At 36.6% G+C, this 14,713-nt stretch carries 14 protein-coding genes; 2 read left to right on the forward strand and 12 right to left on the reverse strand.

Features of this window, described 5'->3' with window-relative positions:
* Positions 1-60 precede the first annotated feature (60 nt).
* The 3 genes from SB717_RS11290 to SB717_RS11300 form a co-directional block, all read right to left on the reverse strand.
* Positions 61-396 carry an ArsR/SmtB family transcription factor gene (locus SB717_RS11290; RefSeq protein ID WP_410903737.1) on the reverse strand — a complete coding sequence of 112 codons (336 nt, stop codon included), beginning with the start codon at positions 394-396 and terminating at the stop codon, positions 61-63.
* Positions 397-825: an SRPBCC family protein gene (locus tag SB717_RS11295; RefSeq protein WP_074681225.1), complete on the reverse strand. Its 429-nt coding sequence runs from the start codon at positions 823-825 to the stop codon at positions 397-399.
* A 188-nt stretch (positions 826-1,013) separates the two neighbouring features.
* Positions 1,014-2,033, reverse strand: a complete 1,020-nt coding sequence (locus tag SB717_RS11300; protein ID WP_200507946.1) for an STAS domain-containing protein — start codon at positions 2,031-2,033, stop codon at positions 1,014-1,016.
* Between the two features lie 299 nt (positions 2,034-2,332).
* Between SB717_RS11300 and SB717_RS11305 the strand changes: the two genes are divergently transcribed.
* Positions 2,333-3,064, forward strand: a complete 732-nt coding sequence (locus SB717_RS11305) for a GntR family transcriptional regulator (protein ID WP_074681229.1) — start codon at positions 2,333-2,335, stop codon at positions 3,062-3,064.
* A 41-nt stretch (positions 3,065-3,105) separates the two neighbouring features.
* Here the strand turns inward: SB717_RS11305 and SB717_RS11310 are convergent, their stop codons facing one another.
* From SB717_RS11310 to SB717_RS11350, 9 genes are all read right to left on the reverse strand, one after another.
* The gene (locus SB717_RS11310) at positions 3,106-3,948 is read right to left on the reverse strand and encodes a fructoselysine 6-kinase (RefSeq protein ID WP_410903738.1); all 843 of its coding nucleotides are present in this window, start codon (positions 3,946-3,948) and stop codon (positions 3,106-3,108) included.
* 15 nt (positions 3,949-3,963) lie between these two features.
* Positions 3,964-4,848 carry a carbohydrate ABC transporter permease gene (locus SB717_RS11315; protein WP_016764158.1) on the reverse strand — a complete coding sequence of 295 codons (885 nt, stop codon included), beginning with the start codon at positions 4,846-4,848 and terminating at the stop codon, positions 3,964-3,966.
* The gene (locus SB717_RS11320; protein WP_182007051.1) at positions 4,848-5,729 is read right to left on the reverse strand and encodes a carbohydrate ABC transporter permease; all 882 of its coding nucleotides are present in this window, start codon (positions 5,727-5,729) and stop codon (positions 4,848-4,850) included. The genes SB717_RS11315 and SB717_RS11320 overlap by 1 nt, the downstream gene beginning before the upstream one ends.
* A gap of 15 nt (positions 5,730-5,744) precedes the next feature.
* On the reverse strand, positions 5,745-7,031 hold the full coding sequence (locus SB717_RS11325) for an ABC transporter substrate-binding protein (RefSeq protein WP_410903739.1): 1,287 nt from the start codon (positions 7,029-7,031) through the stop codon (positions 5,745-5,747).
* Between the two features lie 116 nt (positions 7,032-7,147).
* Positions 7,148-8,134, reverse strand: a complete 987-nt coding sequence (locus tag SB717_RS11330; protein ID WP_075419883.1) for an SIS domain-containing protein — start codon at positions 8,132-8,134, stop codon at positions 7,148-7,150.
* Between the two features lie 79 nt (positions 8,135-8,213).
* The gene (locus SB717_RS11335; RefSeq protein ID WP_074681237.1) at positions 8,214-9,362 is read right to left on the reverse strand and encodes an ABC transporter ATP-binding protein; all 1,149 of its coding nucleotides are present in this window, start codon (positions 9,360-9,362) and stop codon (positions 8,214-8,216) included.
* Between the two features lie 300 nt (positions 9,363-9,662).
* Positions 9,663-9,827 carry a hypothetical protein gene (locus SB717_RS11340; protein ID WP_312036153.1) on the reverse strand — a complete coding sequence of 55 codons (165 nt, stop codon included), beginning with the start codon at positions 9,825-9,827 and terminating at the stop codon, positions 9,663-9,665.
* 258 nt (positions 9,828-10,085) lie between these two features.
* Positions 10,086-12,752 (reverse strand): MMPL family transporter, encoded by a 2,667-nt coding sequence (locus SB717_RS11345; RefSeq protein WP_410903740.1) that lies wholly within the window; start codon positions 12,750-12,752, stop codon positions 10,086-10,088.
* The gene (locus SB717_RS11350) at positions 12,749-13,210 is read right to left on the reverse strand and encodes a MarR family winged helix-turn-helix transcriptional regulator (protein WP_074681241.1); all 462 of its coding nucleotides are present in this window, start codon (positions 13,208-13,210) and stop codon (positions 12,749-12,751) included. The genes SB717_RS11345 and SB717_RS11350 overlap by 4 nt, the downstream gene beginning before the upstream one ends.
* Positions 13,211-13,466: 256 nt before the next feature.
* Between SB717_RS11350 and SB717_RS11355 the strand changes: the two genes are divergently transcribed.
* Positions 13,467-14,675, forward strand: a complete 1,209-nt coding sequence (locus tag SB717_RS11355; RefSeq protein WP_410903741.1) for an MFS transporter — start codon at positions 13,467-13,469, stop codon at positions 14,673-14,675.
* Positions 14,676-14,713 lie beyond the last annotated feature (38 nt).

Raw genomic sequence — 14,713 nt, forward strand, 5'->3', positions numbered from 1 at the left:
CCAGTCTTTTTAATGACTGGCTGTTTTACATTCCCTATAAAAAACGTTTTTATGCTTTTTCTATTGATTTCTTTCTTCATCTCTTTCAACAATATGCTGAAGAATAGATAATTTATTTGTCCAAAATTGTTCGTAGTAAGAAAGCCAATCTTTTATTTCTTTCAAAGGCTCTGGCTGAAGATGATACACTTTTTCTCTGCCTTTTTTGTGTCCATGGACTAAGTCTGCTTCTGAAAGTATATGAAGATGCTTGACAATAGCGGTACGGCTTATTGAAAAATGAGACGTTATTTCTGAAATAGGCAATTCTTTTTCAGAAAGCAGCTCAAGTACTTTTCTTCGAGTAGGATCAGCAATGGCTTGAAAGATATCATGCTTGACAGCTGATGAAGTCATTTAGTTTTCAACAACCTTTCGAAGTTTTTCATTCATGAGACTAGTCCACCCGTAGCTCATTCTATCTCGTACCACTGAACTCTTTTCGTTTGCTTTTTCAAGAAGTGTTTCAGCTTCTTTCCATCCGCTATGAATAAGCGTAAATTCAGTTTGATTACCCATTTCTTTTAAGGTAAACGAAACGACCCATCCATCCGTATCCCAAGAGAAAGAAAGATAGTTTGGTGCATCTATTTCTAATACTTTACACGGAGATGGTCCAAAATGCGATTGCAAGTGAAATTCATATCCTACCTGAGGCTGAAAATCATTAGGCATGAACCATTGTTGGAGTCCTTCTGCAGTTGCTACTTTATCCCAAACTTTTTGAATCGGCGCGTTAAATATTATCGTCTGTTTTACATCTTCTACTACACTTTTATCATTCATCGTTATCTTCATTCTCCTTTTTGAAAAATAACACCAAAAGGTTTTATATGAAAATAATATAACACCTTTTAGTTTCGTGTCAATTCTTCTTTTAAAAAATGAAATCCTTCAATGCATTTCCGTTCTTTGATAAAGAGATTTGTTATGATGCTGAATAAGTGCATTTTGTTATATTTCAAATATATCTTTTAAATGATGCTTCGTCCGCTTTGTGCCAATGCATAATGAATGCCGTGCTGCAATGTTTGAAAACAATCATATTTTGATAAATCAATATGAGTCTCTGATATAACTAAACCTAAGTCAGCAGAAATTCCTACTAAAATTGTTTTCGTACCAATCAAGGACGCTGCTGCACCTAATTTTTCAATGAGACTTGCCGTATATTCAGTAAGTTCTTTATCCAATCCGGTTAAATCCAGCACAAGATAATTAGCCTGATGTTTTGGGAGGTTATTTAATGTATTGACAATCAAATCTTCCGTTCGATCCTCGTCGTATTTGCCAATCAAAGGAACGACGACTATGCCTTCCAAAACCGGAATAATAGGAGAAGAAAGCTTTTTAATAAGATCTTTTAACTCTGCTGTTTTTTCTGCTACAGTTTTTTCCAAGTGTTCTATTTTCTGCGCTTCTTTTCTTCTGGCTAATTGATGAATATTTTGAGTGATATCAATGTTGGAAGGGAAGTATTCTACTGTGGTGCATTCATGCCCTTCTATTTGATGTTGAATCACCTTGTACCAAATATTTGTTCCGAATAGTCCTGTAAAAATCCCTGCGTAATGGGCTGGAAGAAAATTCCCTCCCTTTGTTTTCTTTTGCGCCACGTTAATTTTATGTTCCCAACTGTCTTTTAATTCAGCAGATAGAGTTTTGCTTTCAGGATTTAAATATTTAATAGTGGTTTTCCCCCATCCAGCCGAAGCGTATGTATTTGTAATTAACTCAGCCGCTTCAAAAACCGTTACGCCTTTCATATTTTGAAAGTACTCTCCTACTACTAATCCTTGTCGGAAACCAGTGGTTTCCAGTACTACAGAAGCTGCCTCTTCTCCAGATATTTCTTCGATGGTGTCAAACAATGTTTTCATCGCCGAAGAAATCCAAAAAAGGATTGCATCTTCCCCTTCAAAGCTAAATTGTCCTTTTTCCAAATCCCAAGCAAAACTAAGACCACCTATATCAATATTCTTTTTTTCACCCATGGCGGAATCTCCTTTTTATAAAGTACTTACCTTCTTTGTATTTTATCTTATGTTGAAGAAGCTGGTAGTAAAAATTGTTGCATATTTTCTATTGCTTGTCTAACCATTACATTACCCATGTTTTCAATTAATAAAAAAGAAAGGTGAATGCTATAGAACTTTGAATTCGCCAACCTTTTTTTCCTTTGTATCAAACATACATGATAAAAAGGAAGAAAAGCAAATTGTAATATAACATCACATTACGTTATAATATAATTATATTCAAAAGCAAGTCTTTAGGAAAGAGGAGGAAAAAGATGAAGCTAAATACTCATAGCTCTACGCCTTTATATATGCAGTTAAAACAGGCTATTACAGAAGATATTAATAAAGGAGTTTATACTCTGGGTGAAAAACTTCCAATTGAAACGGATTTGTGCGATATATACGGAGTAAGTCGAATTACGGTAAGAAAAGCCGTATTAGATTTAGTAGAAGAAGGCCTTCTGATACGTCAGCAAGGAAAAGGAACCTTTGTTCAATATCCAAAAGCTAAGAGAGAGCTGTTTGCCGTTAATGGGCATACAGAATATATGTCGGAATTAGGGAAAGTACCGCAGACTAAAATTTTGTCTTTTGGTATAAAACCTGTAAAAGCTCCTGTGGCAAAGATGTTATCAATCCCTCCAGAAAGTGAAGTCCTTGAACTGCAGCGCATCCTGTATTATGACGACCAGCCTCTTACCTTAGAAATTTCTCACTACTCCTTAGAATTGTTACCACATTTAGATCAGCACGTCCATAATTCAGTTTCAATGTACGATATTATAAAAAATAAGTACAATATTGCTCCGGTTCATAATAAAAAATTATTGAACATGGTATTTGCAAATGTGGATGAAGCAAAACATTTAGAATGTGAAGTCGGAGAGCCTCTGTTTAAAGTGGAAAAAGTAGCGTATGATTCACAAAAAAGACCAATTCATTCATCTTTTCTACACTACCCTGCGAATCGCGTTACGTTCACTATAGACAGTTCTAATGCTTAATAAAATAGCGCCTTGCTTTAGAAGCAAAGGCGCTATTTTATTCACTTTAAAACCATCGCACAGTCTGTATGATATTCTTTTCCATATCCAAAAGCTCCGTAATTTTGACAAGTTTGCGATGCCACTAATGCTCCATTATGGAGGGCTTTGGCTATGTTTTTTTCTGGTAGATAAGAAGAAAGAAAACCAGCGATAAAAGAATCTCCAGCCCCAAGCGTATCCACTACGTTTGTAGGAATTATAGGCTGTTTAAATAACTGATTTTCGATTGATAATAAAGCTCCCTCTTCTCCTCTTGTCACGCATACGACACTGGTTCCTAACAGGTGTACTCGCTTTATTAAATTTATACACTCTTCTTCTGGCAGGCTGCTTCCCGAGAAAAATGCATAGCTGATATATGGACATACTTGCTGTAAATATTCCTCATCGTATCTTGTAGAAAAATCAAAGGAAATATCAATGATTTTATGTAGCAACGGAAGGTCAGATTCTAAATGACTAAAAACGCTCGTATGAAGAAGATTGTGCTGGCGAATATAGGTTAAATCCGATTCATTCAGCATTAGTTTTAATCTAGATTGAACGCCCCCTTTATTTGATCCTACAAAAACTCGATCACCTTGTTCATCAAGTGTTACAACCGCCATTCCATTCTCTCCTACAGCTCTTCTTATTCTGCTAATATCCATCTTTTCTTGCTGCAGAGTATTTACTACATGCTCTGCCGATTCATCATTCCCCACGATTCCCATATAGGAAGACTGATGATTGCTCAATCTATTATAAAATACGGCCACATTTAGCGCGTTGCCGCCTGGATATATCTTTCCTTGATCTTTATAGTAATCTACTACATTATCCCCTACTCCAATTAGTTTCATCTGCTTGTCCTCCTATTATTTAACACTTCCGTTAGCAATGCCACGGATAAAATATTTTTGCATAAATAAAAACAACATAACAATCGGTGCTGCTGAAATGGTCAGTCCAGCTAGTAATACCCCCCAATCTGTTTGCAAAGCGTCTCTAAATTGCATTAATCCTGCTGGGATTGTACGTAAACTGTCATCGTCGATAAAGATAATGGCAAACATAAATTCATTCCATGTGTAGTAAGCTGTCAAAATTGTCGTTGTTAATAAAATGGGCGTGCTCATTGGAATAAAAATTCGAAATAAAATCCCCAAGCTTGTACATCCATCTAACCGAGCTGCTTCCTCCAGTTCTTTTGGAATCGAAAGAAAATAAGCTCGAATTAACAAGATGGTTAAAGGAATTCGATAAGCAACATAAGGGAGAATCAGTGCCAAGTGTGTATTATAGATTCCAAGTTTTTGAATAATGCTATACAAAGGAATTAAACTTACCTGAGGAGAAAGCATAAGCCCTCCGAGACATATAATGAGGACAAAAGCTTTTCCTTGAAACTCAAAGCGTGATAGTCCATAAGCTCCTAACGCACTGACCAGAACCGTCAAAAAACAAGAGGCGCCCGTGACGATCACACTGTTTAAAAAGTAAGAAGATATTCCACTTTTCCACGCTGTCACATAATTTTCAATTAGCCAAGTATGCGGCATAGACCAGCTGTGAGTAAAGATTTCCTCCGTGCTTTTAAAAGAACTTATAATCATCCAAAGCAAGGGATACGCAATGACGATAAAATAGACAATCAATCCGACATATACTATCGTTACACCTGTGTACCTCTTCTTTTTTCTTTCTTTAGTGGCTGTATTGACAACATTAGGTAAGGTGACATTTGTTTTAGGCATCTGCATCAAGCGTCTTCCTTTCCTGTTTTAAATGCTTTCATTTGAACAAGAGAAATCAACAGCGTAATAATTAAAATGACAGTAGCAATTGAGGAAGCATAGCCCATCATATCTTTCGAAAAGGCTGTTTTGTATAAATACGTACTTAGCACTTCAGATGATGTACCCGGTCCGCCTCCAGTTAAAATATAAGGTTCATTAAATACTGTAAAAGCACCCGTGAGCGTTAAAATAACAGCCACAAATGTCATTTCTTTTGTTTGCGGTACAGTAATATGAAAGAACATTTTAAATTTATTAGCGCCGTCTATTTCAGCTGCTTCATACAATTCAGGTGAGATTTTTTGTATCGCTACAATATACAGCATGGCAATATAGCCGATAGACTGCCACTGAGATACAGCAATAACTGCATAAATAGCCGTATTACTATCTCCTAGCCAAGGTTTTGCCAATGAGTCTAATCCGATCATTTTGAGCATTTGATTTAAAAGCCCTACTTCAGGATTGTAAAAAAAAGTAAACAATAAGGCAATAACGGTCATCGAAACGACTACTGGTAAAAAATAAACCGTTCGAAAAAAAGGAGAAAACCTTCGAATAAGTTTATCTTCTAAAACAGCAGCCACAATTAGACCGCCACCCACTTGAAACATAATTGAAATGACCGCATAAAGAATATTATTTTTGAGTGCCTGATAAAAGACAGGGTCTTTAAATAAGTGCACATAATTATCTATTCCTACAAAAACTTTGTCTGGTGAAAATGTGCTCCACTCATAAAGACTATCCCAAATATTCTGAAAGATAGGGATGTACACAAGTAGTAAAAAAGCAAAAGCAGGAAGAAGATATAAATAAGGGGTTAGCTTATTGCGTTTTAACATCGCTTTTTCACTTCCTTACTTTTTAGATTCAGCACGAACACTCGCTGCAGCTTTTTGCACATCTTTCATTACTTCTTTAGGTGTTTTATCACCATTTAGCATAAGCTGAGCCCCTGTTAAATAAGCATCTGCAATTCGAGCATCGATTGCCATATCAAACCATGGAGCCATCTCGTTGGCTTGTAAAATATTATCTACTGCTTCTAATTGCTCCGGTGTTGAATTACTGCTGTTAGCTGTATCATTTACTGCACTGTATTTCCCTACTTCTTTTACTAGCTTTTCACCCATTTGTTTTGATGTTAAAAATTCAAGAAATTCCATCGCTTCTTTTGGATGCTTTGTTTTAGAAGAAATCATAAACCCTTCAGGTGATCCAGTTAAATTAGTAGCATTTCCTTTTCCATCCTCTAATTTAGGAAAATTAAACATGCCAATCTTAAATTTCGTTGGACCAAAAAGCTTAATTTCAGCGGTTTCAGCATAAAACATAGCTGCTTTTCCATTTGAAAATTGTTGTCTTGCATATTCATGATCAATCGAATTTGTATTTTTATTAAAGTAAGGAACTAATTCTTCTAATTTTTCTAGAGCTTTTACATAGCCTTTATCCGTGAATGTCCCAGTTTTTGAATTATAGTCTTTTAAAAGAACGTCAGGCTTTACCATGCGCTGATTTAAGGTTCCTACGTAGTGAGAAATGGTCCACGTATCCTGGCTTCCAAATTCTAAAGCTGTATAATGCTTCTTTTTTAACACGCTTAAAACATTTAGTAGCTCGTTCCAGTTTGTAGGTGCTTTTAATCCTAATTTATCGAAGATATCTTTGTTGTAAAAAAACATTTTCCCGTCCATTGTGACAGGAACACCGTAAATTTTCTTATTAACGGTATATGGTTTAATTTGAGACTGAACAAGCTTGGAAGACCACGCTGAATCCTTCTTATAATAAGAGGTTAAATCTAAGGCTTTGTTTCCTCTGACAAATTGTCTAGCAAACTCATCGCTCCAAGAAAAGTACACATCAGGAGGGGTATTAGTGCCTGTCATAACTTTAATTTTGTCTTTATACGAATCGTTTAACACCGCTTCTGTTTTAATATCAACATCAGGGTGCTGTTTTTTAAATTCTTTTACAACTTCTTCAAAGTAGCTTTTTTCAGGTTCTTTTGGCCATCTGTGAAAGAATGTTAACGTTATCTTTCCTGTGTCTGAGTCTGAAGACGTTTGTTTTCCAGCACACCCCCCGAGCATTAAAGAACAACTTAAAAGTGAGGCTAAGATTAAATTTGTCTTTTTCATATAGAAACCCCCTTATTGTAAGTGCTTTCATATTCAAGTTATACTATAATGTTTTATAACATTATAGTATAACTTGTAAGGAAAATATACAGATTTCTATCTTTATTAGGTGATTATTAATATTCTACTTTCCACATATAGCGTCTTTTACTTAAAGGATGATTGCGTGCTTCAGCTAATTCTTCGGCATATTGACGCAGTACACGGTTTAATACAAGAGGAGCAATATACCCTTGCACGTCTTTATCAATTCCTTCAAAGTCATATGCTTTTGCATCTAGAACAGTTAACTTCTTGCCGTATCTTTTAGAGAATGATAAAGCACGTTCTTCCAAAGGTCTTGTTTCATCTAGTCCAGCTAGGATGATAAATGGTACATTTTCATCAATAATTTCAAATGGACCGTGGAAATACTCTCCGGCGTGAATAGCGTGAGAATGAATCCACTGCATTTCCATCAAGATACAGATGCTGAATGAATAGGCTGCTCCATAGTTCGAACCGCTGGCCATTGTATAAATAACCGGTTCAGACTTATGTGATTCAGCAAATTTTCTCGCGTTGCTCGCTTCGTATTCTAGAGCTTTTTCATAAACAGACTGTAGATTTTCTAAGCTAGTAACTAACTTTGCAAATTTATCATTTTTTTCTGCTACGTATAAAAGACCAAATACAAGCTGATATAAAACGCCTAAGTTTGTTTCAAAAGCATCGATGTCATTGCCCCACTCATACTTAATAAAAATATCTGCGCTGTGTGCTAAAGGTGAAGTAGGTTCATTTGTTAAGGCTACAGCATAAGCGCCTTTGCTTTTAGCGAACTTAGCTGCTTCTGTAGTCTCAGGAGTTGTTCCTGACATGGAACATAAAATAACTAAGGAGTCTTTTCCCAGCTGCTGCGGATTGCGGTGGATAAATTCGTTCGAGCTATACAAATCGGATGTAATATGTTGAGCTTCTCGATCTAGTACATACTTAGCTGGATACATGATCGCAGAAGATCCTCCACATGCGACGAAAAACACATTACGAATTTGCTTGCTTTTTAATTCGTTTAATACGGCTTGCACATCACTTTTTACATTCACTGCTGTTTTGCTCATTTTCCCCACTCCTTAAATAAAATATGATATACAACATCATGTAATGTTATATATTGTTATATTAAACTGCAAACGTTAACTAGTCAATACATTTATCAGAATATTTAACTTTTTTATCTATATTTGTAGAAATGCGCTCTTCTGTTTCTCCATTAAAGAAATGCACGTAGGTTAAATTCAACGAAAAAGCGCCTTTGTCCCCTGCTTCAAACTCACATAAAAGAGGCAATCGAGCCACAAACGTTTGCTTTTCTAAACTAGCATATAAAATTGTTTCAGCACCTAGTACCTCTATCATATCTAACGTCGTAGTGAAGCAAAACTCATTGTTCAACTCTCTCTTACTATCCTCTTTATGATATACAATGTGTTCAGGACGCACACCCATTATGACCTCTTTCTCATTATGACCTTGGGAATGTAAAGAGGATATTAAAAAATCAGGAAGCTGTATTTTAGTTTCTCCCATTATAAAATAAGTGCCTTGGAGATACCCCCGAAAAAAATTCATTGCAGGCGATCCAATAAAACTGCCTACAAATACATTCCTAGGATGTCTATAAATATCTTGAGGAGTTCCGATTTGTTGAATAATCCCGTTTTTCATAACAACTAGGCGAGTAGCCATTGTCATAGCTTCCACTTGATCATGCGTCACATAGATTGTTGTTGTTTGCAGCCTTTGATGCAGTTTAATAATCTCAGCACGCATCTGTACTCGCAGCTTCGCATCCAAATTAGATAATGGTTCATCCATTAAGAAAACTTTTGCTTCCCGAACAATAGCACGACCTAAAGCAACTCGCTGACGCTGCCCTCCGGATAAAGCTTTTGGCTTTCTATTTAAATATGTTTCTAGACCTAATGTTTTGGCTGCTTCATTTACACGTCTATCAATTTCATCTTTCTTTATTTTTTTTAACTTCAAACCAAATGCCATATTTTCTCGAACAGTCATATGAGGGTAAAGAGCATAATTTTGAAAGACCATAGCAATGTCACGATCTTTTGGAGCTACTTCGTTCATATGATCTCCATCAATGTAAAAATCACCTTTTGAAATCGTTTCTAGACCTGCAATCATTCGCAGCGTAGTAGATTTACCACAGCCTGAAGGTCCAACAAATACAACAAACTCTTTCTCTCCAATCTGAAGGTTAAAATCATTTACGGCGATATTTTTTTTATCATATATTTTATATACTTTATCTAAATGTAACATTGTCATCTCACCTCGGCTCCTTATATTTAAAGTTTGAGATACATTATTGCAAGTTACGCGCCTCTTTTTCCTTAATGCTTAATTCTTTCCTCCTTTTTATTTAAATTGTTAACTTGAGACATTAAAGTAACTTAATAACTATACTAATTGAATCTAGTTAGACAGAAAATAAATATGTAAAGGTTGCTAACACAAAACATACAAGCAACCGTTCACTTCAAAAAAATAAAAACCTTCTCTAAAATAAGAAGGTTTCACATCATAATCTGCATAGAGACTGCCTTTGCCTTATTTCTGAAGATTTTATTACATATCTTCTTTGCCTTGACAGCTTGGACACTCATAAACATGCACAAAATAAAGTCCAATATGGTGGAATCGTTTACCTAAGCAATCTGGACATGTTCCTGCTCCGCGCATTTGTTCCCGGCGTTTGTCTCGCTGATTAGCTAAGAAATTTACAAATTTCATAAAAAAACCTCCCTCATGTTTTTGACTATAGGTTTTCCTGATGAGAGATCTTTTATTCGACTAGGTGTATTTATAACAGAACCTGCTTGATTGTACTTTTAAACTATAATCACGTTTTCCAATAATACAAAAAGGATAGATAGAGCAGTCTTATGACGCTCATCTATCCTTCATTTTTATCCTGTATAATGTTTAACGCTATATAGGCGTCTATCACTATTTCCTAACAAATAGCTGATTTTTGATACAGCTATCAAGTTATTCTTCTAATTTGTATTTTTCTTTTTTTCGAAGAAACGGCCACCAGTTTCCTTCTCCAAGCGTTACGACAATCGCTGGCATAAGAAGCGGAAGAATGACAAGGCCATAAAGTAAAAGACCAATAATAACAACCGTTGCTACATGTACAAGTGTTAATACACCCGATGGGATCATAGCCCCAAACGTTCCAGCTAAGATAATAGCAGCAGTGATAATAACCGACCCCATCTTACTCATGGACGTAACCATTCCTTCTGCTACGCCGCTTTTCACTTCTTCGTTAAAACGGTCTAACAAGAAAATAGAATAGTCAATTCCTAGGGCAACCAAAATAACAAAACTAAAGAACGGCACTGCCCAGCTGATTCCGTCATTCCCCATTATATCCACGAATAGAAGCTCTGAGATTCCCATTGCTGTATAATACGTAAGCAGCAGTGAAGCAATCATATATACAGGCATGATCATTGAACGGAATAAAATGGTCAAAACAATAAACAGTCCAATCATCATAATGACCATTGTGCGTGAAAGATCCGTTGTGGATAAATCTTTTAAATCCGCATTTGAGCTCGATACGCCTCCGTACACAATTTCCGTATGGTCAAACGGTGTATCGACAACTTCGTTTGCCACCGCTTTTTCAATATTTTTTACGGTTGAAATGGCTTCTTCAGAATATGGATTTTGATCAAGCACTACACTTAGCTTAACTCCTTTTCCATCTGCAAAGGAATAGTTATCGATGGATTGTTTAAACCCTTTATCTTTCATCACTTCTTCTGGAAGATAAATCCCCGTATCTCTAACTATTGAGCTGTCACTCATATTATCAAGCATATCCGTTGCTTTCGTTAAGCCATCTGAGATTTTCGTCAGTCCATCATTCGCGCTGTTAACACCTTTTGCTAACTGATTGATACTGTCTGATAGCGTTCCTACTTGACCTTGCTGAGCTGAAAGATTCTCATTTGCTTGTTGAAGACCGGTTTGAATGGCAGTAAGCTGTTTGCTGATTGCAGCAAGCTGAGGAACTGCTTGCTGCACATTTCCTGTTGTAGAGAGCTGAGTGCTGACAAGCTGCAGCTGTTGATTAATTTGAGCTAATCCGTCTGCAGCAGGGGCAAGTGACCCGTCAGATTCTTTAGAAGCAGAACCGGTTTGACCAGCTATTTGATTTAACCCTTTTTCAATATCACTTAATCCTTTTTTTACATCCCCGATTCCTTTAACAGCATCTTTGATTCCGTCTGATACAGAGCCCAGCTGTGAATTAACATATAAATCATCAATCTTTTCTCCAGTAGGCTGTGTGATCGTCATGACAGAATCCACGTGATCCACTTTTTCAATTGCTTTGCTTATATTTCCTAAATAAGGAATAACATCTGCCTTTGTTAACTCATTATCTCCTTTAATAATAACATTGACAGGAAACGCTTTTCCTTCTCCCAATGCGTCACTGATAGCGTTTAGTCCTTTTATAGATTTATAATCACTGCTGATTTCAGCAGTAGAATCAAACGACACTTTAGAGTCATACGTTACAATAAAAGGCACGGTAATAATCGCTGTAATAACTAAAAATACGAACGGCCGCGCCACTGCCTTTCTTCCTAAAAACCCCCACAGCTTATTATCGCTATGAGAAGCCACTTTTTTAGACGGCCAAAATAATTTTTCTCCAAGCGTAACCATAAAAAGTGGCAGCAGAGTAAATAAAATTACTAGCAGTACACCTACGCCCACTGCTACCCCGACAGCCGACTGGAAAATGGCAAACTTGGCAAATCCAATGGCTGCAAACCCAATAAATACGGCAATTCCGCTGATAAATAACGTTCTTCCTGCTGTACGATAAGCCGTGATTGTGGCTTCTACTTTATCATGTCCGTTTGCCAATTCTTCACGGAAACGATTAAGTAAAAGAATGCAGTAATCCGTACCAATTCCAAACAAAATAGCTACTAAGAACGTCTGCGTGAACGTTGAGATTGGAAAATCAACATTTTTAACTAAAATACCTAATAACGATTGACTGATTAAGTATGTGATTCCCACAATTAAAATAGGAATAAACGGCGTCACGACTGAACGGAAAACGAGTAAAAGCAAACCTAAAATCAAAAAGATAGTAATAAACTCAGTTTTCTTTAACCCTTCTTCTGAACTGTGTGCAAAATCCTGATTAATAAGAGATGCACCTGTTACATATGCTGTAACGTCTTTTGGCACGCTATCGTAAATCTGATCCGCTATTTTTTCAACTTTTTCATCCGATCCACTGACAGTAACCGGAACTAAAACGGTTTTTTTGTCTTTAGACATTAATTGATTACGAACATCTTGATCATCTGTTAAAGGCGTTGCGACATCTTCTACACCTTTAATTTTCTCTGTCTTATCAATGATTTTCTGTATTTGTTTCTCCCTATCTTTATCTAATGCGTTATCTAACTTGATAACCATGCTGATGGTATTACTGTCTTCTCCGGCATTTTTTAGAATTTGGCTGGCTCTAGATGAAACGGCATCTTCGGGAAGCTGAGACTGGCCTTTTTCACTTGCGAGCTTTGTTAAATTTGGTGCCGTTAGCATCAATATAACTGTTAAAGCTAAAATAAAGGCCGCAATCACCCATTTAAATTTCACGATAAATTTCATTTTTTGCTTTCCCCTTTTGTAGTTAACTTTTCTTTTGCCATTGTAAGAATTTCAATAAATGTATCTATTTTTTCTTCTTCTACATCATCAAACAAATTCTCAATGATACTAAAACACGCGGCATTTCCGTCATTTATTACCTTTTCTCCTTCAGCCGTAATCTTAATAAGCTTAGAACGTTTATCGCTCTCTAGTTCATTAGTGTCCCACTCCACAAGCCCTTTTTCGAGCAGTTTTTTGATTCGATTCGAAATGGCACTTTTATGAACACCTTGCAAGACAGCAAGACTGCCAGGTGAAGATGGACCTTTAATCATTAAACTATTTAACAAATCAAACTGCTGCCTAGAGACATGTTCAAAGAGGTTATGGCTGAGCTCTCTATGAATTACTTCTGTTCCTACAAACAGCACTTCTTCAAAAAGTTCTACAGCTTGATATAACTTGCTTTTCCTCACTTCTTTCCCTCCTTTGCTTATTTAGTTTATAGGTGTAAACTATTCAACTTTAAAAATAGTTTATATGGCTAAACTTTATTCTGTCAATAAATTTATGTCTGACTGTCTTCATATATGATAAAGATAAATAGAAATCTCGAAAGATACCGCTTACATCAGCTTTTTTGGTTGTCAAAGCTCCATCACTTAAGTATTATTAGTAATTGACTTCTTTTCAAGGAGATATAAATTTTATACACAGAAAGGGTGATTACACATGAATACAATGCATGCTAATGAGCAGGTCAGTAAGAAAGATTCCTTTCCAATTGCTCTCATCTCATTAACTCTTGGAGCTTTTGCTATTGGAATGACAGAATTTGTTATTATGGGGATACTGCCTAACGTTGCTGAAGACCTTCATGTTAGCATTTCGACTGCTGGACAGCTAATTACAAGCTATGCGTTAGGAGTAGCAATCGGCGCGCCAATTTTAACCATTTTTACTCATCGACTTCCTCAAAAGCTTCTGCTTTGTTTACTTATGCTTTTATTTATTCTTGGAAATGCAATTGCTATTATTGCACCCAGCTATGGAATTTTAATGGGAGCTCGTTTAGTTACGGCATTATGTCACGGTACTTTCTTTGGAGTAGGCGCTGTTATTGCTTCACGGCTCGTACAACCTCATAAACGTGCAAGTGCTGTCGCAACGATGATGGCAGGTTTAACCATTGCAAATATCATCGGCGTTCCTGTGGGAACATTCATTGGGCAACACTTAGGCTGGAGAGCTTCGTTTGGGGCTATTACGATCATGGGGATTATTGCATTTATTGGTATTATTCTGTTTATCCCAAAGCTTGGTCAAGACAAATTAACGGGTCTGAAACAGCAGTTTGCTGCTTTTACTCAACCAAAACTTCTTGTGATGCTTCTTTTAAGCGCAATAGGATGCGGCAGTTTATTTACTGTATTTACGTACATTACACCGCTTCTTGAAGACGTTACAGGAGTAAGTGAACATAGCGTTACGTGGATTCTTGTATTATATGGATGCGGCGTTACGCTCGGAAACGTTGTTGGAGGCAAGCTAGCAGACTGGAAGTTAATGCCTTCGGTTGTAGGTATATTTGCTTTTCTTTGTATTGTGCTGATTATTTTTACGTTTACCGTTAAAAGCCCAACAGCAGCGATTATCACGCTGTTTTTCTGGGGGGCAGCAGCATTTGCTGTAATGCCTGGTATTCAAGTGAAAATTATGAACTTAGCACAGGAAGCACCTGCTTTAGCTTCTACTTCGAATCACTCGTTTGCTAACTTAGGAAATGCTTTTGGTGCCTTTTTCGGAGGCGTAATTATTAACCATATGGGACTTACTTCACTTCCTTGGGTCGGCGCTATTTTTGTAGGAACAGCTTTTGTTATCAGCACTTGTCTTTTTATTGTGGAAACACGCAAAAAACATAGTGAACAATCGTCCTAACTGTCTAACAACCGAACAACAAGTAAAAAAGAGCCTTT

Source organism: Priestia sp. SIMBA_032 (assembly GCF_046535215.1).
Classification (GTDB): domain Bacteria; phylum Bacillota; class Bacilli; order Bacillales; family Bacillaceae_H; genus Priestia; species Priestia aryabhattai.

Excerpts from the sequence above, each read along its gene's own strand:
- SB717_RS11290 (WP_410903737.1), bottom strand. The coding sequence starts at position 396 with ATGACTTCATCAGCTGTCAAGCATGATATCTTTCAAGCCATTGCTGAT.
- SB717_RS11295 (WP_074681225.1), bottom strand. The coding sequence starts at position 825 with ATGAATGATAAAAGTGTAGTAGAAGATGTAAAACAGACGATAATATTT.
- SB717_RS11300 (WP_200507946.1), bottom strand. The coding sequence starts at position 2,033 with ATGGGTGAAAAAAAGAATATTGATATAGGTGGTCTTAGTTTTGCTTGG.
- SB717_RS11305 (WP_074681229.1), top strand. The coding sequence starts at position 2,333 with ATGAAGCTAAATACTCATAGCTCTACGCCTTTATATATGCAGTTAAAA.
- SB717_RS11310 (WP_410903738.1), bottom strand. The coding sequence starts at position 3,948 with ATGAAACTAATTGGAGTAGGGGATAATGTAGTAGATTACTATAAAGAT.
- SB717_RS11315 (WP_016764158.1), bottom strand. The coding sequence starts at position 4,848 with ATGCAGATGCCTAAAACAAATGTCACCTTACCTAATGTTGTCAATACA.
- SB717_RS11320 (WP_182007051.1), bottom strand. The coding sequence starts at position 5,729 with ATGTTAAAACGCAATAAGCTAACCCCTTATTTATATCTTCTTCCTGCT.
- SB717_RS11325 (WP_410903739.1), bottom strand. The coding sequence starts at position 7,031 with ATGAAAAAGACAAATTTAATCTTAGCCTCACTTTTAAGTTGTTCTTTA.
- SB717_RS11330 (WP_075419883.1), bottom strand. The coding sequence starts at position 8,134 with ATGAGCAAAACAGCAGTGAATGTAAAAAGTGATGTGCAAGCCGTATTA.
- SB717_RS11335 (WP_074681237.1), bottom strand. The coding sequence starts at position 9,362 with ATGACAATGTTACATTTAGATAAAGTATATAAAATATATGATAAAAAA.
- SB717_RS11340 (WP_312036153.1), bottom strand. The coding sequence starts at position 9,827 with ATGAAATTTGTAAATTTCTTAGCTAATCAGCGAGACAAACGCCGGGAA.
- SB717_RS11345 (WP_410903740.1), bottom strand. The coding sequence starts at position 12,752 with ATGAAATTTATCGTGAAATTTAAATGGGTGATTGCGGCCTTTATTTTA.
- SB717_RS11355 (WP_410903741.1), top strand. The coding sequence starts at position 13,467 with ATGAATACAATGCATGCTAATGAGCAGGTCAGTAAGAAAGATTCCTTT.